15 protein-coding genes are annotated in these 20,946 nt (G+C 55.0%); 6 read left to right on the top strand and 9 right to left on the bottom strand.

The annotated features are described in order from the left end of the window. Positions 1 to 7: 7 nt before the first annotated feature. The 5 genes from FRY97_RS00855 to FRY97_RS00835 all read right to left on the bottom strand — a co-directional run bounded on the left by FRY97_RS00855 (position 8) and on the right by FRY97_RS00835 (position 5,272). Positions 8 to 2,086: an alpha-ketoacid dehydrogenase subunit alpha/beta gene (locus tag FRY97_RS00855; protein WP_147165515.1), complete on the bottom strand. Its 2,079-nt coding sequence runs from the start codon at positions 2,084 to 2,086 to the stop codon at positions 8 to 10. Between the two features lie 114 nt (positions 2,087 to 2,200). After that, complete coding sequence (locus FRY97_RS00850) at positions 2,201 to 2,857, bottom strand: transglutaminase-like domain-containing protein (RefSeq protein ID WP_147165514.1); 657 nt, start codon at positions 2,855 to 2,857, stop codon at positions 2,201 to 2,203. A 10-nt stretch (positions 2,858 to 2,867) separates the two neighbouring features. Next, complete coding sequence (locus tag FRY97_RS00845; RefSeq protein WP_147165513.1) at positions 2,868 to 3,122, bottom strand: hypothetical protein; 255 nt, start codon at positions 3,120 to 3,122, stop codon at positions 2,868 to 2,870. Next, positions 3,122 to 3,898 carry an enoyl-CoA hydratase/isomerase family protein gene (locus FRY97_RS00840; protein ID WP_147165512.1) on the bottom strand — a complete coding sequence of 259 codons (777 nt, stop codon included), beginning with the start codon at positions 3,896 to 3,898 and terminating at the stop codon, positions 3,122 to 3,124. The genes FRY97_RS00845 and FRY97_RS00840 overlap by 1 nt, the downstream gene beginning before the upstream one ends. Before the next feature lie 264 nt (positions 3,899 to 4,162). Continuing rightward, positions 4,163 to 5,272 carry an MBL fold metallo-hydrolase gene (locus tag FRY97_RS00835; protein WP_147165511.1) on the bottom strand — a complete coding sequence of 370 codons (1,110 nt, stop codon included), beginning with the start codon at positions 5,270 to 5,272 and terminating at the stop codon, positions 4,163 to 4,165. Between the two features lie 56 nt (positions 5,273 to 5,328). On the opposite strand from FRY97_RS00835, the gene FRY97_RS00830 reads away from it, so the two are divergent. Together FRY97_RS00830 and FRY97_RS00825 are read left to right on the top strand one after the other, a co-directional pair. After that, positions 5,329 to 6,099, top strand: a complete 771-nt coding sequence (locus FRY97_RS00830) for a polysaccharide deacetylase family protein (protein ID WP_211356778.1) — start codon at positions 5,329 to 5,331, stop codon at positions 6,097 to 6,099. A 13-nt stretch (positions 6,100 to 6,112) separates the two neighbouring features. After that, a complete protein-coding gene (locus FRY97_RS00825) occupies positions 6,113 to 7,891 on the top strand; it encodes a glycoside hydrolase family 9 protein (RefSeq protein ID WP_147165510.1) in 1,779 nt (592 codons plus the stop codon). Between the two features lie 678 nt (positions 7,892 to 8,569). Here FRY97_RS00825 and FRY97_RS00815 read toward each other — a convergent pair. The 4 genes from FRY97_RS00815 to FRY97_RS23180 form a co-directional block, all read right to left on the bottom strand. Beyond that, positions 8,570 to 11,260 (bottom strand): peptidase associated/transthyretin-like domain-containing protein, encoded by a 2,691-nt coding sequence (locus FRY97_RS00815; protein ID WP_147165508.1) that lies wholly within the window; start codon positions 11,258 to 11,260, stop codon positions 8,570 to 8,572. Between the two features lie 4 nt (positions 11,261 to 11,264). Beyond that, entirely contained in the window at positions 11,265 to 11,939 is a 675-nt protein-coding gene (locus FRY97_RS00810) for a GLPGLI family protein (protein WP_147165507.1), read from the bottom strand. Between the two features lie 68 nt (positions 11,940 to 12,007). Beyond that, on the bottom strand, positions 12,008 to 12,220 hold the full coding sequence (locus FRY97_RS00805; protein ID WP_147165506.1) for a hypothetical protein: 213 nt from the start codon (positions 12,218 to 12,220) through the stop codon (positions 12,008 to 12,010). Positions 12,221 to 12,393: 173 nt separating this feature from the next. Continuing rightward, positions 12,394 to 12,528 (bottom strand): hypothetical protein, encoded by a 135-nt coding sequence (locus tag FRY97_RS23180; RefSeq protein WP_262712212.1) that lies wholly within the window; start codon positions 12,526 to 12,528, stop codon positions 12,394 to 12,396. A gap of 454 nt (positions 12,529 to 12,982) precedes the next feature. On the opposite strand from FRY97_RS23180, the gene FRY97_RS00800 reads away from it, so the two are divergent. The 4 genes from FRY97_RS00800 to FRY97_RS00785 all read left to right on the top strand — a co-directional run bounded on the left by FRY97_RS00800 (position 12,983) and on the right by FRY97_RS00785 (position 20,596). After that, entirely contained in the window at positions 12,983 to 14,500 is a 1,518-nt protein-coding gene (locus FRY97_RS00800) for a hypothetical protein (protein ID WP_147165505.1), read from the top strand. 841 nt (positions 14,501 to 15,341) lie between these two features. Next, positions 15,342 to 17,066: a DUF4331 domain-containing protein gene (locus tag FRY97_RS00795; RefSeq protein ID WP_147165504.1), complete on the top strand. Its 1,725-nt coding sequence runs from the start codon at positions 15,342 to 15,344 to the stop codon at positions 17,064 to 17,066. 28 nt (positions 17,067 to 17,094) lie between these two features. Then, positions 17,095 to 19,155 (top strand): T9SS type A sorting domain-containing protein, encoded by a 2,061-nt coding sequence (locus FRY97_RS00790; RefSeq protein ID WP_147165503.1) that lies wholly within the window; start codon positions 17,095 to 17,097, stop codon positions 19,153 to 19,155. A gap of 202 nt (positions 19,156 to 19,357) precedes the next feature. After that, positions 19,358 to 20,596: a tetratricopeptide repeat protein gene (locus FRY97_RS00785; protein ID WP_147165502.1), complete on the top strand. Its 1,239-nt coding sequence runs from the start codon at positions 19,358 to 19,360 to the stop codon at positions 20,594 to 20,596. Positions 20,597 to 20,946: the final 350 nt, after the last annotated feature.

Here is a 20,946-nt window from a genome sequence, read left to right as displayed (position 1 = left end):
AGGCTGTTCAGTAGGCTAGCAATTCCCCCATTGCTTCCCGGACTTGCCCCATACTAAGGACCATTTCCCGTTCCAAGACTTCGTTGAGGGGGATGGCCGGCATGTTTTTGGAGCCAATAGTGCGCACGGGGGCATCAAGATATTGGAAGCACGCCTCCTGAATGCGCGCTGCGAGGCTTTGGGCAAAGGTGTTGTTGACCGGTTCCTCTGTCACAACGAGCACGCGGCCGTGGCGGCGGGCAGCAGTGTACATGGCTTCTTCATCTAGAGGATGGAGGGTGCGCAAGTCGATGACCTCCACCTGCCCAGGATAAGCCTGAGCGGCGTTCAGTGCCCAATGTACGCCCATACCATAGGTGATGACTGCCATAGAGGTGCCGGCTTCGACCTGTCCGTCTGCTGCTTGCAAGGCCGTCCGGGCCTGGCCGAAGGGGATGATATAGTCTTCGCTGGGCATAACGGTTTTGGCCGCTTCTGTGCCTTTTATTTTGGACCAGTACAGGCCTTTGTGCTCTAGCATGACCACAGGGTTGGGGTCATGAAAAGCTGCCTTCATAAGGCCTTTGAGATCCGCCCCGGTGCTGGGATAGGCGATTTTGATGCCACGGATATTCGCAAGCACGGATTCTACACTAGAAGAGTGGTAGGGGCCGCCGCTGCCATAAGCCCCGATGGGCACGCGGATGATGGCGCTCACGGGCCACTTGCCATTGGACAGGTAGCAGGAGCGGCTTACTTCTGTGAACAGCTGATTGAGGCCTGGCCAGATATAATCTGCGAATTGTACTTCGACGATAGGCTTAAGCCCTACTGCGGACATGCCGACTGTGCTGCCGATGATGAACGCTTCTTGTATAGGGGTATTGAAAACGCGGCTGTCGCCAAATTTTTTTGCCAGGGTCGCAGCTTCGCGGAAGACGCCGCCGAGGCGGCCGCCTACATCTTGCCCGTAGAGCAGGCATTCGGGGTGTTCCCGCATGAGCTCTTCTACAGCGAAAAGTGCACTATCGACCATGACCGTAGGAGCGTTGCCAGCCGGCGCCCGTTCTCCTTGTTCTGCTGTGACGGGGGTAGGGGCAAAATCATGCGTGTAGAGGTCTTCCGGGCGAGGGTCTTCCATATTCCTGGCGCGCTCGAAGTCCTCTGCCACCGCTTGGCGGGCTTTTTCCTCGAGGTTCTCGGCCTGTTTTTCGGACAGGATTTCCCTATTGATGAGCAGATCTCGAAGGATGGGGTAGGGGTCTTGGCGGGCAGCTTCTTCCAGATCATCGCGGTACCATTCCTTGCGCACGCCTGAGGTGTGGTGGTTGAGCAGGGGCACTTCAGCACGGACCAAGAAGGGGCGGCGTTCTTTGCGGACGGTTTCAATGACTTTTTGCAGTGTAGCATAGCAGCCTACAAAATCAGAGCCATCTATGCTGAGGCTTTCCAGCCCGTGGAAACCTTTAGCGTAATCAGCGGCATGCTGCGCCCTTGTTTCTGCTGCATTGGCAGAAATGTCCCAGCCATTGTCCTGGACCAAGAAGATGATGGGGAACTGCTTGAGCGCGGCCATCTGCAGGGCTTCGGCCACTTCGCCTTCTGTGACTGAGGCATCGCCGAGGGAACAAATGACGACCGGCTTTTTTTCCCCTTTTTTATAATTGGCCAGCCCATGCAGTTCTTTGTACTGAATGCCCATGGCAACGCCTGTAGTTGGGATGGCTTGCATGCCGGTGGCAGAAGATTGGTGAGGTATTTTAGGCTTGCCAGGGTCATTGAGGCTGGGGTGGGAGTAGTAAGTACGGCCCCCGGAGAAGGGGTCGTCCCGTTTGGCCATCAGCTGTAGCATAAGGTCATAAGGGGACATCCCGATGCCAAGGAGGAGAGCATCATCGCGGTAATAAGGGGCTACGTAATCCTGAGGCAGCAGTTGCATGCCGGCAGCCAACTGTATGGCTTCATGCCCGCGCGAAGTAGCGTGGACATACTTGGACACCAGCTTGAAGTGGCCTTCGTAAAGCTCGGCCATGGCTTTGGCAGTTGCCATCAGCCGGAACCCCTCTTTCAAAGTCTTTTTGGCAATATTGGTTGTGGTCTTGATCATAACTTGGTTAGGTTTCTGTTGCCGGCAGTTTTGGGCGGCCATGGCATCAGCCGGCGTAATTTTTGGGCAGTACAGCATTTCAACAGCGGTGGGGGCGCCCCGGTTTGCTAGGGCTTAGCCCATTTCAGGCAGCAGGCTCCCAGTTGCTTCCAAGCGTTCAAATGCTTCGGGGTAGTGTTCTTGCATGAGGCTGCGTATGCGCTCCATCGGGAACCCTTCAAAAGCGCCGTAATCTTCCAGGTATTCCATGAAGGTGCCCCCGTTGCGGTCAAACTCTTGGAAGAGGGCGTCCTTTGTGCCATTGAACTCCAGCGGGGCAACCCCGAGCTTTTGACAGAGCTCTTGATTGAAAGCGGGGGTAGCTTTGACCCACTTGCCGCCCAGCCAAAGCTCAGCGTAGCCATGCGGCACTAGCTCGTCTGTGCCAAACGCTTCCGTCATGCGCTCTGCAGCGATGTGGTTGCGGACTTTGGCCAGGCCAATCCGGGCAGGTATGCCCATGCCCCTGCAGGCTGCGATGAGCAGGACGGCCTTATCGATGCAGTGCCCGCGGGGGCGCTGCAAAAGATAGGACGCTTTCATGTACTGCTCCTGCAGGCGGATGTCATAGGGGTGGTACCGCCAGCCGTCCCGTATGGCGTAGTACAGTTTTACGGCCTGGGCTACAGGAGGGGCGTTTTTCTGCCCAATCCGGTTGAGGAAGCGCTGAAACCCTGCTGTGTCGAAGTCAAATACAGCAGTGGGCTGCAGGTAGATCTCCAGGTTCACCATAATTGTGTGCTTATAGTTGGGGAGGTTCGGGCAAACGGTTGAGGTTTTGGACAAAAAGGGCTGTGTTGAATGACGTATTCTCCTTCATGACGCGGTTGAGCTCTACCGCTACGCACTGAGCAATCAGCAGGCGTGCCTTCTCTTTGCTCGCGCCAGCTTCCAACAGGCGCTCAAGGGTCGTGCGTGTTTCGGGCGGCTCCCCTGTTTTTAGCTGCTTATCAACCACCTCGAGGTATTGGGCTTTGAGGATTTTGTTGATATCCATCAATCTTTGTTTTTGAAAGCCTGAATGGCGTTGCGGGTGAAATCGGAAAGGACGAGCTGCCCGCTCATTGCAGCCCGCTCTTCCAAGAGCTGATCCCAATGCCCGGCTTCCTCCCAAGCTACTTGCTTCAGCTGCTGCATCGCTTCGGGGCTGCTGTCGGCCAGCTTTTGGGCAAGGTGGGCAACGTAGGCGTCCATTTGTTCTGCCGTATCAAACACTTCGGTGAACAGCCCTTTTTCCAGGGCCCACTTTGCTGTTTTCCATTCGGTAGCATTGATGGCGAGCTGCGTCATGGCAGACTTGCCTATTTTACGTTCTACAGCGGGGCCGACTACGAAGGGGCCAATGCCTATCGCCAGCTCGCTGAGCTTGACAGAAGCCCACTGTGTGGCCATGCAATAGTCTGTGGCGGCACACAGGCCAACGCCTCCTCCTACCGTTTTGCCCTGTATGCGCCCGATGATGAATTTGGGGCATTTGCGCATGGCATTAATGACGTTGGCGAAGCCCATGAAAAACCGCTTGCCGGTTTCAAAATCCCCAATGCTCATCAGCTCGTCAAAGCTGGCACCGGCGCAGAAGGTCCTTTCCCCTGCGCTTTTGAGGACAATCACTTTTACAGCCGGGTCTTCCCCCGCGCCTTCAATCACTTCTACCAAGCGGGCCAGGAGGCGCCCGGGCAGGGAGTTGTGGGCGGGGTGGCTAAAGGTGATAACCCCTACGCCCTGAGGGCTTACCTCAAGGCTTACTGCTCCTAATTTGGTCTTATCGGTCATATACGAATGAATGTTCGTTAGCAAAGATACATAAAACTGAGCGGGCGCCAAACGCAGTCAGCGGGTGATGAGCAACAATGGCAAGTATGCTGAAAATCTTTTCTCACTTCCCCGCATTGGAAAGCCTGCGGCTTTACCGGGGATGCTTCCTCTGCACCCATAAGCTTGGAGTGGCGCTCTACGAGCAGCTGTGGGGTAGGGCAACAGATATCATCCGCTCATCAGGCCAGCGCACCTCCTGCCCGGTAACGTCTGCACCCCTGCTCACGCGCTGTACGGCCCCCACCAGCGCGCTGCGGGCAAAGGCTGCCCCGCTTGGTATATCCTGCCCGGCTCAGGCAGTGCCACGGAAAAGGGCATAGCTGCAGCAGCGGAAAGGAAGCGCTCTGCCGGCTCCTGCCAGCTGTGCGGGGCCAGTTTGAAGGCGCCCCAATGCACCGGCGTGCCTATGCGCGCTCCGCTATCGAGCACAGACTGCGCAGCTTCTTCCGGCAGTTGGTGGATTTGCTCCCATAGCCGGTAGTACTGCCCACACTCGGTAAAGGCCCAATCGAAAGGGCCTAGCTGTTCGCCCACTTCTTTAAAATGTGGCCCGTAGCCCCCGTCGCCTGTCCAATATACCCGGTAGGCGGGGGACAGGAGGGCAAAGCCGCCCCATAAGCAGGCATTGCGGTCGCGCAGCCCTCGCCCCGAGAAGTGTCGGGAAGGGGTGAAGGTCACGCTCAGGGAGCCCAATCGGGCGCTATCCCACCAATCGAGCTCCGTAACTTGGGAAGGGGGGATGCCCCAACGGTCCAAATGCCGCCCAAGCCCCAGGGCTACATAGTAGCGCCTGACTTTGCCAGCCAGCCCCATTATGCTATCGTAATCCAAGTGGTCGTAGTGGTCGTGGCTGAGCAGGACCGCATCGATTTCTGGCAAATGCGGCAGGAGCTCCAGCGCGCCCTCGCTGAACCTGCGGGTGCGTATAGGCCCCACAGGGGAAGCATCGGGGCCGAGCATGGGGTCGATGAGCACATTTTGCCCGCCAATCCGCATCAGACAGGCTGCATGCCCGAACCACACGAACTGGAAGGGCGCATCAGAAGCGGCCCATGCATTGGCATCAAAAGGCGGCAAGGGGATAGGGCGTGCGGGCCGCCCCCCTTTAGCCGATCTCAGGTTGTCGCGCACAAAGCCGGGGAAAGTCAGAGGGCTGATGTCAACCGAAGTTTCCAGCTGATTGGCAAACTGCCCGCCCTGCCACTGAGGGGAACGGGCATACCGCTGTTTGAGCGCTCGCGAAAGGCGCCCGCCAAATTGGGGGTGGTAGCGCAGGTAGGCAGCTATCGCGGCCAGGCTAACGAGGGCTGCAGTGAGGATGGGAAAAACCAAAGATTGTGGTATTTTTAGGAATGGCCGGGCTGGCCGGATTTGAAAAAGCTGACGCGTTGAAAATACGAACAATTCTCATAGCCACAAGGCGATGGCTGTTTTGTGCAGGCACCGCCCTCCTGACAGCAGCTCCTTGCTGCGCACAAGTCATCCACCTGGGCGCTATCATCCGGGGCGATACCGCCCGTCCGGAGGTCGCCCTGGTCTTCACCGGGCATGAATATGCCGAGGGCGGTGAGGAGATCCTGCGGGTGTTGGAGAGAGAAGGGGCCCCGGCCAGCTTCTTTTTTACCGGTGCTTTTTTGGAGGCCTACCCCGAGCTTGCCAAACGGGCTTTTGAGGCGGGGCACTACGTTGGCCCTCATTCAGACGGCCACCTGTTGTACTGCCCTTGGGAGGACCGGCAGCAGCTGCTTGTGACCCGCGACAGCTTCCAGAATGACCTGCGCCGGAATTATCAAAAGCTGGCAGCTTTGGGCATCCCTTCTGGCTCAGCCCCTTTTTTCCTCCCGCCTTACGAGTGGTACAACGATAGCATTGCTCATTGGACGGCTCAGGAAGGGCTACAGCTCATCAATATGACCCCGGGCACACTCACTCACGCCGATTACACCGTTCCGGAAGCGCACAATTACCGGAGCTCAGCAGCTATTTGGGAAAGCCTTTCCCGCCCGCCCCACCTCAACGGCTTCTTATTGTTGTCCCATATCGGGGTAGGCCCTCGCCGCCCCGATAAGTTTTATGCCCTGCTGCCCCGGCTGATCCGGTGGCTGAGGGCGGGCGGCTACCGGCTGGCCCGTGTAGATGAACTATTGCAAAACGAATAAAACCACTTCGCTCATGGAAAAGAAAATGCTCTGCTTTGCCTTGCTGCTCGCTTCATTCACCACACTAGCACAGCAGCACTTCATCCGCATCAATCAGGCTGGCTACCTTCCGGGAGAGCCGAAGTCGGCCGTGGTATTTGGCGAAAGCCCACTGCAGCAGCCTGTACAGCTTGTAGCAGCAGACGGTGGGGAAGTGGCCTGGGAAGGGCGGCTGCAGCCTGCCGTTGCAGCGGGCTGGGGCCGGTTTTCTCATTATTACACCGTAGATTTTAGCCGCTGGCAGTCACCTGGCAGGTATTACCTTCAACTGGGCAAGGGCGGGGCACGCTCCACGGTTTTCGAAATAGGAGAGGAGGTGTATGCCCGTTATCCGGCTGTACTGCTGTCCTTTATGCGTCAGCAGCGTTGTGGCTACAACCCTTTCCTGGATGTGGTCTGCCATCAACGGGACGGCCGCTCGATGTACGGGCCTATGGCCGATTCTACTTACGTCGATGCTTCCGGAGGCTGGCACGATGCAGGCGATCAGCTCAAATACCTCATCACAGGGAGCTATGCCACGGCGCATATGCTCAAGGCATGGGAGCTCTACCCACAAGCCTTTGGAGATGAGGCAAATGCCTTGGGGCAGCCCGGCGCAAACGGCCTGCCGGATGTGCTGGATGAAGCCCGTTGGGGGCTCCGCTGGCTGCACAAGCTGCACCCTTCCCCTGAACAGCTCATTCATCAGATAGCCGACGACCGGGACCACCGGGGATGGAAAATGCCAGACGAGGACAACTCAGATTACGGGTGGGGCAAGAACAGCTACCGGGTCGCTTACTTTGCAACCGGACAGCCGCAGGGGCTCCGGGAGTTCAAAAGCGAGGCTACCGGGGTGGCCAACCTGGCTGGGCGCAGCGCTGCAGCTATGGCCATGGCGGCCCGTATTTGGCAGGGGAAAGAAATGGGGGATGAGGCTTTCGCCCAAAAATGCCGACAGGCTGCCCTCTCCCTTTATGCCCTTGGGAGGGAAAAGGAAGGCTTTCAGCAGGGCAATTCTTATGGCGCGCCTTACCGCTACAGCGAAGATACCTGGGCAGACGATATGGAATGGGGCGCTGCGGAATTGTACCGCCTGACCGGAGAGCAAGCTTACCTCGAGCAGGCTATGGAATACGCCCGTAAAGCGGGCACGGTATCCTGGATGCCATTGGACACCGCCGAGCATTACCGGTACTATCCCTTTGTCAATATGGGGCACTATGCGCTTTATGACCTCGTAACGCCTGCCTTTCAAGACACCCTGGCCGGCTACTACCGGGCAGGCATAGAAGCCACCTTGGAGCGCGCAGCCCGCAACCCCTTCCAAATCGGGGTGCCATTTATCTGGTGCTCTAACAACCTGGCCACAGCCCTGATCACTCAAATCATCCTGTATCAGGAAATGACCGGCGACCGCCGCTTCGAGGGCTACCTGCAGCTGCAGCGTGATTGGCTGCTGGGCCGCAACCCCTGGGGGACAAGCATGTTCACTGGCCTGCCGGCTCATGGGGAGTACCCCGAAGATGTGCATACCAGTATCTGGGCTTTGACTAAGCGGGAAGCGCCCGGAGGGCTGGTTGACGGGCCGGTCTACGGGGCCATCTACCGCAGCCTGATCGGCATTAAGCTCAACGAGCCCGATGAGATGGCCCACCTCCAAAACCCATTTGTCGTCTACCATGATGATATCGGCGATTATGCAACCAACGAGCCTACAATGGATGGTACGGCTGGGGCTATCCTACTAATGGCTTATTGGGCAAGATGATTTTTTGTTTTTTTATTTTACTCAGTCAGTATTTTCTTGTTGATTTGCCATGGTTCTTTCATTTGGGCTTAGTTGGCCAGGGGCCAAGTGCTCAGCAGATTAGCCATTTTGAAGTTGGATAGGTAGAACAGCCAATTTGCGGTGCGCTCCAGCCTGGCCAACGGGTATGGAGCGCATGGCTCAGCAGTGATCCGGCAGTCTGAGTTGTGGCTTGAGGCACTAGGGCTTATCGGTTTGTCCTGTCTTTGCGAGTTATAAGGCCCCGGATGCTTGTATCCCAGCTTGGTTAGGCGCAAACCAGATGGTCGTTTTTGGGCCTGCCCCTGCCGCAAGGATGGGGGCCTGCCCCTGCCTGCGGGCAGGTGCCGCTATGCTCCGGGGCTCGCTGTCCGCTCGGCCCCTCGCCCTACAGGCGTCGGGTCTGGCCTTCGGCCACCCCTGCGCAGCGCTAGGCCAATGCCAGGCTAGTGCCTTAAGCCATAAATCTCTGATACTTAAGTTGAAGTTATTTTCCGGCTAATCAAGGCGAAGGTTCGCGACTTTAGCCCGAGCTAAAGGAGCGGTTCTTTAACGAAGAGTAGGCGGAAAATAACGAAACTTGGGGTGGCAAGGATTTATGGCTTGAGGCACTAGAGCCCGAAAAGCCTAAACGCTTGCGGCATTTGGGCTTAAGCCCGTTTAGTTGATGTCCCAAGTACAGCCGATTTTTAAGAACCGTCCAAATACAGATCGCTGTATGTCTGTGAAAAATACAGGGTTGATCTCTTGCAGGAGGAATTCACTGCTGTCCAATAAATTGTAGGCACTGAGCACAAAGCGGCCGCTTTTGAAGCGGTACTGCAGTTCCGTGTCGATCAAGTACAGAGCTGCGCTTTGGGTGCCAGTGAATAGGTTGGCACGCACCGTTGTGCTCAGTTGCAGTTGATCTGAGCATAGTTTGTGCCTATAAGTCAGATATGCGTTCCATATCTGCTGCCCGTTTTGACGGCTGCCATCGGGGTTGACGAACCGGAAATCAGTCCGTTTGATGCGGCTTTCGAAGTTGAAGTTTTGGTCCTGGAAAGTAGTAAAAGCACGCAGATCCAGGGCACGGATGAGGGTGCCGACGGTTACTGCCCCTCCGGTTGGGCTTAAATTGGCAGCCCGGTTGTGGATGATACTGCCCTCGAGTTTGGCCTGCAAAGGGAGGTTTTGAAAGACTTTTGCGACTTTGGCCACCCCCACACGGTAATCCGAGGGCAATTGGTGAAAGGCCACCTCAATGATGCCTTGTGGGCTAAGGCGGAGCGCCGGGCTATTGAAAGCTTTGCCCATGATACCGGCCAGTTCAATGGCAATACCATATTGGCCAAGGCTGAAAGATGTAGCAGATAGCTCCATATTGCGCTGTGGCTGGGGCTCCAGCCCGTATTGCCCGGGTATGGCGATGGATTGGAAACCTTGGAGCTCCCAGCCGGGCAGGAGCTGCCAAAGCGGGAAATAGGCAGTAGAGCGGTCTAGGTTGAAGGTAATGTTGTTGTCCTCGTCTAGGTCAAAGCTTAACTTGGCCTTATACTCAAGCAGAGGTCGGAGCTTGAGCCCCTCTTCGGGGGAAAAGGAGTTGAACTGATTAAAAGCGTAAGCGATCTGGGCATCGGACCGGAAAGCGCCTACAGCGAACTGATGCCCTAGGAAAGGCAGCCACTGCCGGAACTGCCTGTTTTGCCAACCGGCAGGCCCCATCGGGACCGCTTCGCCCCCGCGCTGTAGGAGCTTTTGCCCCCTTAGGCTTTCCCTCATGGCTCTGAACCCGGTTTGGGTGATGCCGAACTTGTGTGTCGTCTGCAAGTAGAGCCTGCCCACCGTTTTGGCCTCCCGCTGAGGGAGCAACTGCTCAAGGTCTGCCGCATTCAACCCTTGAGGTTGGAAAAATTCCTCATACCGCTGACTGCTGTACTGTAGGCTACGAAGCACATTGCCCCGCACTGCGCTGTACAGCACATTGGCCTGCAAGCCGGCCGCCTCCGACAGGCGGTGCTCTACAAAAAAGTTGTGGTAAACTTCCCTGCTTTCCGTGGCATCTGCAAAATTGAATTGTTCCAGATCAAGAAATCGCTGTTGCTGCCGGAGCAGTTGTTCATTCCAAACAAAATTGAAATTGTAGCGGGCTTTCCAGCCTTCCCGGTCGAAAGTCAGCTCCACCTTGTTTTTAGAGGAAGCCACTTTGCTGTAGCGCAACTGATCCGCTGCCACTGTTGCTTGACTGTTATCCAGTGTTGACTGGGCAAAGCGGTTTTGCTGTTGCTGCATGGCAAAAGCATTGTAGGAGCCGAGGTAGAGGTCTAAATCTGGCGATAGCGTCGCTTTGCCCGTCAATCCGGCGGATGCCAAGTCCATCGCGGTATATTCCCGCAGCCCGTACAGCTCTTCATTGAATACGGGGTTGGACCGCAGTTGTTCGAAATCAGCTGGCAGCTCAAAGATTTTTGCGTAGGCCTCCGCCCCCAGGTTTTTGATATTAGAAAGTGAAATAGCTTGGTCGCCGAAGGCATCTCGTTCTCCGAGCAACTGAAACTTGAGGTTTTGGTTCAGCGAGAACAGCTTAGCCAGCCCTCCTAAACGGAGCTTCTCTTGTGCGCCTGCGGTGGCAGAGAGCTGGCCGAACAGCCTTTGGTCGAAGTCGTCCCTGAGTTTGATGTCAAGGGTGACAAAATCGTTTTGGGACAACAAGGACTCCCGGAGTTTTTCATTTTGCTCATTGAGGCGGACCTCGATGGCCGCTACGCGGCCGGGGCTAAGGGACCGGGTGAGAAGTGCTGCACCGCCATCGCCTATTTCTTCACCGTCGATGAGCACTTTGGCAACCCTTTTGCCCTTGATTTTCAGCTCGCCATCGGGGAGCACCTCCATTCCAGGCATTTTTTTGAGCACTGCTTCCAGCGATTCATCGAAGGCATCGCTCCAATGGCTGACATCATAGATAATGGTGTCTGCCCGGACGAGCATTGGCGGCCGCTTGTCCGTTACAGTAGCGGTAGCCAACTCGTGGGCTTTGGGCTTTAGCTTTAGGGTAAGCGCGATGGCCGTAGCGTCCTCATTGGCCAATACGATATCCTTGTCCATAGGCTCGAAGGCCAGGCTACGGGTTTTCAAGCTAAAGATACCGTTGGCTGCAGGCAGCTTGAGTTCGAATTCCCCTTTTTCATCGCTCAGAGCGTAATCGGCAATTTGGGCAGACTGATAAGGATAGAGCAATACTTGTACGAAGGGGGCAGGCGTGTTGTCCTCCTCGTTGATCAGCGTGCCCTGTATACTGGATTGAGCCCAAGCCAAGCACGGCAAAAGGCCCGCCCAGAGCATGATCAGTTTTACGGTTGCCGAAGTTGGCATGGCGCTAATACTCTTTGTTTAGCAACTCCCGGAGGCTTTTTTTGTAAACCTGTGGGCTATCCTTGCTCTGTACCCATTGGCCTTCCGAGGGCCGCAGGTTGCTTTGGGGGGCGAAGACAATTTGCTCCATGGTGAAAGCCCCTTTGAAGCTTCCTTTGGTGGAGCATTCCAAGATGAGGCCAGGCAGCCCCCAAAGCCGGTCTGGCCCACCGGGCACAGGGATGTCCGTGGCGAACCATGCGGTGGTGATGCCGTAGGAAGGGTGGTAGTGTTTGGCAGTGGCTTTCTGCACGGTGTACTTACCGATCTGCCGGTATTCTTCATGGATTTCCCAATCGAGATGGTGCGCTGCCTTTTGCGACAGCTCATAGGCTTTAGCTTTAGGGTTGTATTGCTGCTCGGTGCTCTCTTGTTTGGCCAGATCCAAGAACCAAGCACGGTCTGCCTCGGCCAGCTTGAAATCATACCCACTGCGGGTCTTCCAGTTTTGGCCTTCTCGCTTTTCTATGTAGAGCAGTTCTCCTTCCTTGAAGCGGAGGGTGTCCTGATAGAAAAGGTTGTCCCCAAAGTCGAAGGTGCGTTTGTACACCACGTAGCCGCCCACCTGTGCCGAAACGGTACTTAGGCAAAATGTGGTTAGGATGGCCAGGGCAATGTTTGCGTGTGTTTGGATTTTCATGGTGCGGGATTTTGGGTTCAAGTGCCGGGGAGAAGTGCCCCCCGGCACTTTTGCGATTTAGTAACGGGCTAGTCTAGTATCTCTTCTGCCAATTTCCGGCAATTGCAGAACCAGCAACTGACTTCATTACCGTTGGAGTCTTCAACTTTGCAGTGTATTGCATCCTCTTCAGCTGTCTCAACTGATATAGGAGGCGTTGGGCTTTTAGCCCTGACGCTGGCCAAAGGATTGAATACTGCCAGCATGAAAAAAAATAGGGTGGTAGCCGCTAGTTGTTTCATGGCAATAGAGGTTTATAAAGTTGCCTACTCTGTTCAATATTAGGCTTTTCGGCATCCGCCTTAAAGCAGCCTGCAGGTGTGCTTGCTCGTTTTGCTAATCTGGCTTTCGCCAAAAGTGGAGGTCTTGCCGGCTGTTCACAAGGGCTGTCCTGCGCGGGGCAAACCCGCGGTTTTCAAAATTCAATGAGGTCATTCTCTACTATGGGGGTAGAAAAGAGCTCTTGCCCCTGAGAAGATGGCAGCCTCTGTGCAGAAAGCAGGAGTAGAAAGCCCCTAAAATGGAACGGTGTGGTGGTAGCAGTCGACATGGCAATAGATTTTATGAGCAGACGAAGTGCATAAGGGGTACACTACTAGCTTAGGATCAGCCCATTCTCACCAATGCACCTGCTTTATGCATTAAGTCTTGAGGGATAATAAAAATATTGGACATTGTAAAATTAGGGGTAAACCCAAAAGTAGTCAAGTACATTTTTGCGGATTTCTAACACCTCAAATTGGAAGTAAAGCACAAACAAAAGCAGGCCCAGCAAGGTTGTACTTGGGTGGATTGACAATGTCTAACACCTACTTGCCTTTAAGGGCTTGTTGATGTCCTAGTCGAGAACTTGCAGTTTTTGGGTAGGATGGGGTACGGGGACCGGGCCTCGCTTTCTCGAACAAATTAGAAGCAAAAAAATGTCCCGCTGTTTTAGCGGGGCAGCCCGATTGCTAAAGCCCCGACAAGCTCCAGGCCAAGGCAAGGCCCAAATCAAGATAGGGATGAAGTCGCTGATCGAACTAGTCGGGCTGCTGACTAGGTACAAGAAGAAACAGATTGAGGTGCTCGGGGAAAAGAAGGGCACTGGCAGCCGCTACGACACCTTCTATGAGATAGTCGCATCTGGTGAGGTGACAACCGATGATGAGGCCGCCCGTTTCTTTTTTGGGGAAGACAAGGACGGCTCTTATGTCCAATACCGGAACTTGCGCAACAACTTCTTCCGTCGGCTGGTCAATACAGCTTTTTTCATCGACCTTAAGAAGCCGATGTTCAACGATGCCCAAGCCGCTGTACATCATGTTAGAAAGCAGGCTGCTGCTGCGCGCATTGTAGGTTCGAGGGGGGCGGTAAGAAGTGCAATGGAGATAGCCGAAAAAACGATAAAGCCAGCAGTGGCTTATGAATTGACCTACGAAGTGCTCGATTTGGCCCGTCTCCTTCGGCACAAGTATACTTTCATGGTGCCCAATGAGGGGAAAAGGGCTAAGTATGAGCGGCTGATCGAGTGCAGCCTGTCAGATTTGGCCCATATTGCCAAGGCTGAACAAATGTACTACAAGCTCATCGCGCCCTACATCAAATCAAAAGGGCATAAGCCTTGGATGAATAAGAAAGCCAGGCAGTTTTTATTGGAACTAGAGGGGGGGCGAGCGGAGTGCAAGGCGCACTACTTTCAGGTGCTGTATTATTCTATAGCTGAATTAGAGTGCATGACCCGTCACGATTATCGGTCGGCTATAGCGGTCTGCCGCAGGGCCTTAGCTTTTTTGGAAACGCGCAAGGCGACCACCCCACCGATGAAGGCCGCATTCCTACAGACTATTGTTGCGGCTGCGACTATGCTGCGCTGGTATGGGGAAGCCGAAAAAGCAGCTGAAGAGAGCAGGGGGCTCACGCTCCCGGGTACGCTCAATTGGTACAAAGGGCTGGAGCAGGGCATTTATCTGCACCTTCACCAAAAGCAATACCAAAAGGCTTACGAGTTGTATGCTGCTGCCAGGCAGCACCAACGGTTCTGCCATCTGCCGCCTGCCACTGCAGAGGCCTGGCGGATATTGGAGGCCTACATTGGCCTCCTGCGGGCTGCCGGCAAAATAACCGCACCTGTGGGGAACGGGGATTGCCCCCGGCTCATGCCTGCAAAGTTGCTGAATGAAGTCCCTATCTTTTCCAAAGACAAGCGCGGGCTGAATATCCCGGTCTTGATTGTGCATATCATTATGCTGCTGCAGCTCGGGCGCTATGATGAGGCCTACGCCCGTATGCAAGCCCTGGACAAATACGCTGGGCGGCACCTCCAATCGGGAGATGACACCTTCCGCTCATTTTGTTTTATCAAAGCCTTGCTCTGCATACATTATGCTGGCTACAAAAAGGAGGCCGCGCAATCCGCTGCGGCAGAACTGCTCGCCCAAATGTCTGAAAGCCCACTTCAGCTTGTACAGGCACCTCATGAGATTGAAGTGATGCCCTACGAGCACCTGTGGGATATGGCAATGGATATCATCAGCGCATAACCAAGGCAGCCCTGGGCGTAAGCCCAAATACCGCAGGCGTTTAGGCTTTTCGGGCTCTAGTGCCTCAAGCCATAAATCCTTGCCACCCCAAGTTTCGTTCTTTTCCGCCTACTCTTCGTTAAAGAACCGCTCCTTTAGCTCGGGCTAAAGTCGCGAACCTTCGCCTTGATTAGCCGGAAAATAACTTCAACTTAAGTATCAGAGATTTATGGCTTAAGGCACTAGCCTGGCATCGGCCTAGCGCTGCGCAGGGGTGTAAGAGCTAGTTAGGGTTTTACACTTCGGGCTGCTCTTGCCGAATTTTGTCCTGCTCTTCGTTGTTCTTCGGTCACGTAGCTAAGGCTATGTTCCCTCAGAACGCCTCGATCAGGGCAAAATTTGGCTGCGTTCGCTCCAAAAGTAAAATCCTAACTAGCTCTAAGCCCGACAGGGCCGAGCGGATAGCGAGCCCCGGAGCATAGCGGCACCTGCCTTTTGGCAGGGGCAGGCCCCCTCACATGATGCAGGGGCAGGACAAAAAAACCACCATCTGCTTTGCGCCCGCAGCCCTTGTTCTTGTATGTCCTTTTTTCTGGGAAAACAACTGTTGTGTCGCCATTTGGGCATTCGTGCCCTAATGATCCTAAAGAAAAGCAGAAAAACTCCAAATCGTATGCACCCGCAGTAATCCACCGGGAAGGGTTATTCCGTAACTACAACTGAAAAGTAAAGCGAAGTCTCTGGGCCTAAGTCCATAGCGCAAAGCTTGGCAAATGGCCAATGCTTTGCCCCCCCCCTTTTTTGCCCAAGTTCATCGCTCAATAATAAGGCATAGTTATTTTTTCACTTAATAATTTGCAGTATGAATAGTTTTAAAAAGGCGGTGTGCTCGCTTGCAGGCCTGCTCCTCTTCGGGAGCAGTCTGATGGCATCGAGCCACCGGGAAGCGCCTTTGATTGCAAACGACCCGTTGGCTGACAACACGGACGTTTACGCATTCAGGAGCCCTGACGACCCTAACACGGTCACCATTATTGCCAACTACATTCCGGCAGAATTCCCCCACGGTGGCCCCAACTACTACACTTTCGGGGAAAACATCCGGTACGAAATCCACATCGACAATGACGCATCTGTGCCGGGCGATGAGATTGTGTACCGCTTCACTTTCCAGCGGGAGAATGAAGACCCAACCACCTTCTTCAACATCCGTTTGGGCGCTCAGAACCTCAAGACGACCTACACCATGGAGCGCAGCACCGATGGCGGTGCGAGCTTTCAGGTCATCATCTCCGACGGCATTGTGCCGCCCAATGACATTGGCGCGCGCTCCATCGAAAGCGGAGTAGGGCTGGGCACGACTTATGCCGACCTCATGAGCGGCGCTATTTCCATGACAGGCGACGGAGAGAAAGTGTTCTGTGGCCCGGTGGACGACCCCTTCTACGTAGACTTGGGGGGGATTTTTGACCTGGGCAACTCACCGCGCCAGAATGGCCCCAACAAGGATGCCCTAGCGGAATTCAACACCCACACTATTGCCATTCAGGTACCCATCAGCCTGCTGCTGAAGGACGGTGCTCCGGCAAGCCCTTCCAGCATTTTGGATGCCGACTATGTGATTGGCGTTTGGGCATCGGCAAGCCGCCCTGCGGTACGCACACTGGGCGCGCCCGGTGAGGCACCGGAAGATAGCGGCGAGTGGATTCAGGTATCCCGTCTGGGCATGCCGCTGACCAACGAAGCGGTCATCCCAATTGGCATGAAAGACTACTGGAACGCACTGACCCCCTACGAAGAGCTGGAGGACACCCTGCTGGACGAGTTTTTCTACAACCCTGAGCTGGCACTTTATATGGACGACGACCTCTTCGGCGGTGCAGTCCCTGCATTTGCTCAGCTGCGCATTCAGCGCAATTCACTGGGCGCTTTCGACTTTGGCTTTGGCCAAGACGGTTTGTTCCCGCTGAAAGGCTCTGATGCGGTAGCCGGTACCGCCCTTGATGATGCAGTGTTTGGCACACTGTTGCTGCCTGGCCCGGGCAAAGCCCGTTCTGCAGACCTTTGGCCCATCTTCCACACAGGCGTGCCCAACTTCCCACCTTACCAGCTGGCTACAGGCAAGGGCGGAAACCCACTGGCAGAGGGCAAGCCGTTCATCAACAACTTCCTGCCTAATGGAGGCGATATGCTGCGCCTGAATATGGCGACCCCTATCACCCCACGCGATGATGCAGACTTCAGCCCACTGGGCATTGTACAGGCGGCGGTGCTCGGCCTGACCGACCCACGCTTCAATGGTACAGCTGACCTCGAGTTCATCCCCAATATGGATGGCTTCCCCAATGGCCGCCGCCTTGAGGACGACGTGACGCGCATTGAGCTGCAGGCGGTAGCTGGTGTGGCACTGGCTGCTATCGGCCTGTGGTACGATGATTTTGACCCGGACACAGGCAACCCTGTGACTCAGGACCTGATTGACGTACTGACTTACAGCACTGGCGTAGAGGCTAATGACAAGCCTTTCAGCAACTCCTTCCCCTACGTGGCAGCGCCTTGGCGTGGAACGGAGACCGATGAGCAATAGTCATTTTTTTACCCACAAATGAATTTCCATGTTTAACCATAAACTTAAGTTAATCACCACGGTCATTCTGGCGGTATTCATGCTGTCGGGAAGTACCCTGATGGCTTCAAGCCACCGGGAGGCCCCGCTGATTGCCGATGACCCACTCGCGGACAACGTAGACCTTTACGCATTCCGCAATCCGCAAAACCCGCGGAACGTCACCATCATAGCTACTTTTGTGCCTCTGCAGCTGCCCGAGGGCGGTCCCAACTACTATCAGTTTGGAGAGAACATCCGCTATGAGATCCATATCGATAATGATGCGAGCAGCCCGGGAGATGAGATCATCTACCGCTTCACCTTCACTATCGAAAATGAAGACCCAACCACCTTCTTCAATATCCGCTTGGGGCAGCGCAACCTGCGCACCAAGTATACCTTGGAGAAGAGCACAAACGGAGGGCAGTCTTTCATCCCGTTGCTGGTCAATGGTGATGTGCCGCCGCCCAACATTGGGGAGCGCTCCATCGAAAGCCCTGTAGGGTTGAATACCACTTACGAAGACTTGTTCCGTGGTGCCATACGCCGTGCGCACACTGGAGAGCAAGTATTTGCAGGCCCTATCGATGACCCCTTCTTTGTAGACCTTGGCGGTATTTTTGACTTGGGCGATGCCCCACGCCAAATGGGCGCGCCACGTGACGGCCTTGCTTGCCTGAACACCAGTGCAATCGCTATCGACGTCCCTATCGCTTACCTGTTGAAGGACGGTGTCCGCCGTGCGCAGAATATCCTCGACCCTGACTATGTCATTGGCGTATGGGCATCTGCAAGCCGCCCTCGCATCCGCACCCTGGAGCCTGCTGGCCAGAGCTTCAGCGGCGATTGGGTACAGGTATCCCGTCTGGGCATGCCGCTGACCAACGAGGCGGTCATCCCAGTAGGCATGAAGGACTACTGGAACGCCATCACGCCGCACGATGAGTTTGAAGACACGCTGCTGGACGAATACTTCTACAACCCTGAGCTGGGCCTTTACATGGACGACGACCTCTTCGGTGGTGCAGTCCCTGCTTTGGCACCGCTGCGCATTCAGCGCAACTCCCTCGGTGCTTTTGATTTTGGCAACGGCCAAGACGGCCTGTTCCCGCTGAAAGGCTCTGATGCGGTAGCTGGCACGGCCTTGGATGATGCCATCTTTGGCGAGCTGCTGCTGCCTGGCCCTGGGCTGCCACGTTCTGTAGACCTATGGCCGATCTTCCACACAGGCGTGCCCAACTTCCCGCCATATCAGCTGGCAACGGGCAAAGGGGGCAACCCGCTCGCTGTGGGCAAGCCGTTCATCAACAACTTCCTGCCCAATGGGGGCGATATGTTGCGCCTGAACATGGCCGTACCTCCAACGCCAAGGGATTCTGAAGATTTCAGTTCATTGGGCATCATTCAGGCTGCTGTATTGGGCCTGACAGACCCCCGCTTCAATGGAGATGCTGACCTCGAGTTCATCCCCAATATGGACGGCTTCCCTAATGGGCGCCGCCTTGAGGACGATGTGACCCGCATCGAGCTGCAAGCCGTAGCTGGTGTTGCCCTCGCTGCAGTTGGCCTGTGGTACGATGATTACGACCCGGCTACTTCTCCCAGCCCAGTCACAGAGGACCTGCTCAACGTGCTGACCTACTCTACCGGAGTAGAGGCCAACGATAAGCCATTTGGCGACCGGTTCCCATTTGTGGCCATGCCATTTGCAGGTGATGCAGACTGTGCAGGCACTATTGCCAGCAATTTTGCAGGCACAGACGTAGCTGCGCTGAACATGAGCCCAGATGCCGTCGGCACCGTCCGCATGATGGCTAATTTCCCCAACCCGTTCAAAAGCGAGACCACCATCCGCTACGAACTGGAGGAGGATACTAAAGTCAACCTTAGCGTATTCGACATCAATGGCAAGCTGTTGGCTACGTTGGTCGATGATGTACAGGGGGCAGGCCAGCACGACGCGGTTTGGAATGCTTCTACGCTGCCTGAAGGCATCTACTTCGCGCGCGCCACAAACGGCAAAGGCGAGGTGATGCAGGTGTTGAAACTGGTTAAGACTAACCGTTAACCCCTAGCACCTACTTTTGCATACTGAAACTATAGCGGTAGTACCGGGGCGCCATTGGGTGCCCCGGTTTACCCAATAACCTGAACAAAACCGCCCTCCGGGCACATAAGGTGCCGCGAGCGCAACGCTAAAAGAGCTGGCCGCAAACGGTCCTGAAGGGGCTGACACCCCGATATTGAGCAGAAAAAAAACTTACAAATCGATGAAGAAAATTAAAATACCCCTGATCGCCGCCCTGGCTATTGGCATTGCATTTTCCGCTTGCCAGAATGAAAGCCAAGAGGCAGCCTCTGCTAACACCGCTGATGAAGCGGCAGTCGCTAAACTGCTGGACCGCAACGAGCGCATCCGCTACGACAAGGAATGGGATCAGGTGCAGAATTATTACGTCAAATTTCGGGAAGCTATCCAAAAAGAAGAGGATGACGCTAAAGACCGCCTCGCAATGGCTGACCTGTTCATCAATGAAGCGCGCATTACAGGCGAGCACGGGCATTACTATCCCGCTGCACTTGAGGTACTGGCAGGTATTCCAGAAAGCCATCCCGACAAGGACATCCGATTCCGCAAGCTGTCCACTCAAGCTAGCGTAGAGCTTTCCCTCCACGATTTCCAAAAGGCACTGAAAACTGCCGAAGCAGCAGTAGCCATCAACCCATACAACGCTCAAATCTACGGGGCACTCGTAGATGCTAACGTAGAGCTTGGCCATTATGAAGAGGCTGTGAAAATGGCAGACAAAATGGTCTCTATCCGGCCAGATATGCGCTCCTACGCAAGAGTCTCTTACCTGCGCGAGATACATGGGCAGGTAGAGGGCGCACTTGAAGCCATGCAACTGGCTGTAGATGCAGGCTACCCGGGCTACGAAGCTACAGCCTGGGCCCGGCTTACCCTGGGCGAAATGTACGAGCGCTACGGTATGCTCAAAGAAGCCGAAGCACAATACAACATCATCTTGGCAGAGCGGGAAGACTACCCTTTCGCCATCGCTTCTCTGGCCAACCTAGAGATGGGGCGGGGCAATTATGAGAAAGCAGAGCAAATGCTCAAAGATGCTTGCGAGATCATCCCTGAGTTCGGGTTTTATGAGCAGCTGGCTGAAATATACAAAACGACCGGCCGTACAGCTGAATTCGAAGCCACTATGGATGAGCTTTGGGTCATGCTGAAGGACGATACAGACAGCGGGCATGATATGAGCCTGGAGTATGCCAATTTGTACTCTGACCTCAGCGGGGAACAGGAGAAAGCCCTGGAATACGCATTGGGCGAATATGAGAAACGCCCGGCCAATATCGATGTCAACCGTGTACTGGCTAAAATTTATTCGCGCATGGGCAAAGTAGACGAGGCTACTGCCCACCTCCAAAAGGCCCAAGCGACCAATGCCAAATACCCTGAGCTTGATGAGCTGAAACAGCAGTTGGCCAGCCGGTAAAACGCAGGGCAGTTATGGCACACTGCTACGGCCCTTGCAGAGGTAACGCTGCAAGGGCCGTTGTGTTGGATACAGATTTTTTTCCAGGCTTGTAACAAATCGATGCGCTAGGTGTTACATTTTCATCGAGCACGATTTAATCGTAAAAGATAGAAAGTGTAATTTGCAGTGGGCTGCGCATCCTGCTGGGCTTGTTCATGGTGATGGCTGCTATTGGGCATTTCACGTTTCAGCGGGAAGAATTTCAGGCACAGGTGCCAGGCTGGCTGCCTTTCAGCAAGGACTTTGTTGTGATCGCCTCAGGGGCCATTGAAGCGGGCCTGGGCTTAGCCCTGATCTTCTGGCAACGC

Source organism: Phaeodactylibacter luteus (genome assembly GCF_007993045.1).
GTDB classification, from domain to species: Bacteria; Bacteroidota; Bacteroidia; order Chitinophagales; family Saprospiraceae; genus Phaeodactylibacter; species Phaeodactylibacter luteus.
The sequence above is the reverse complement of the archived record's forward strand: the minus strand, read 5'-3'. Positions and strand labels throughout refer to the sequence as shown.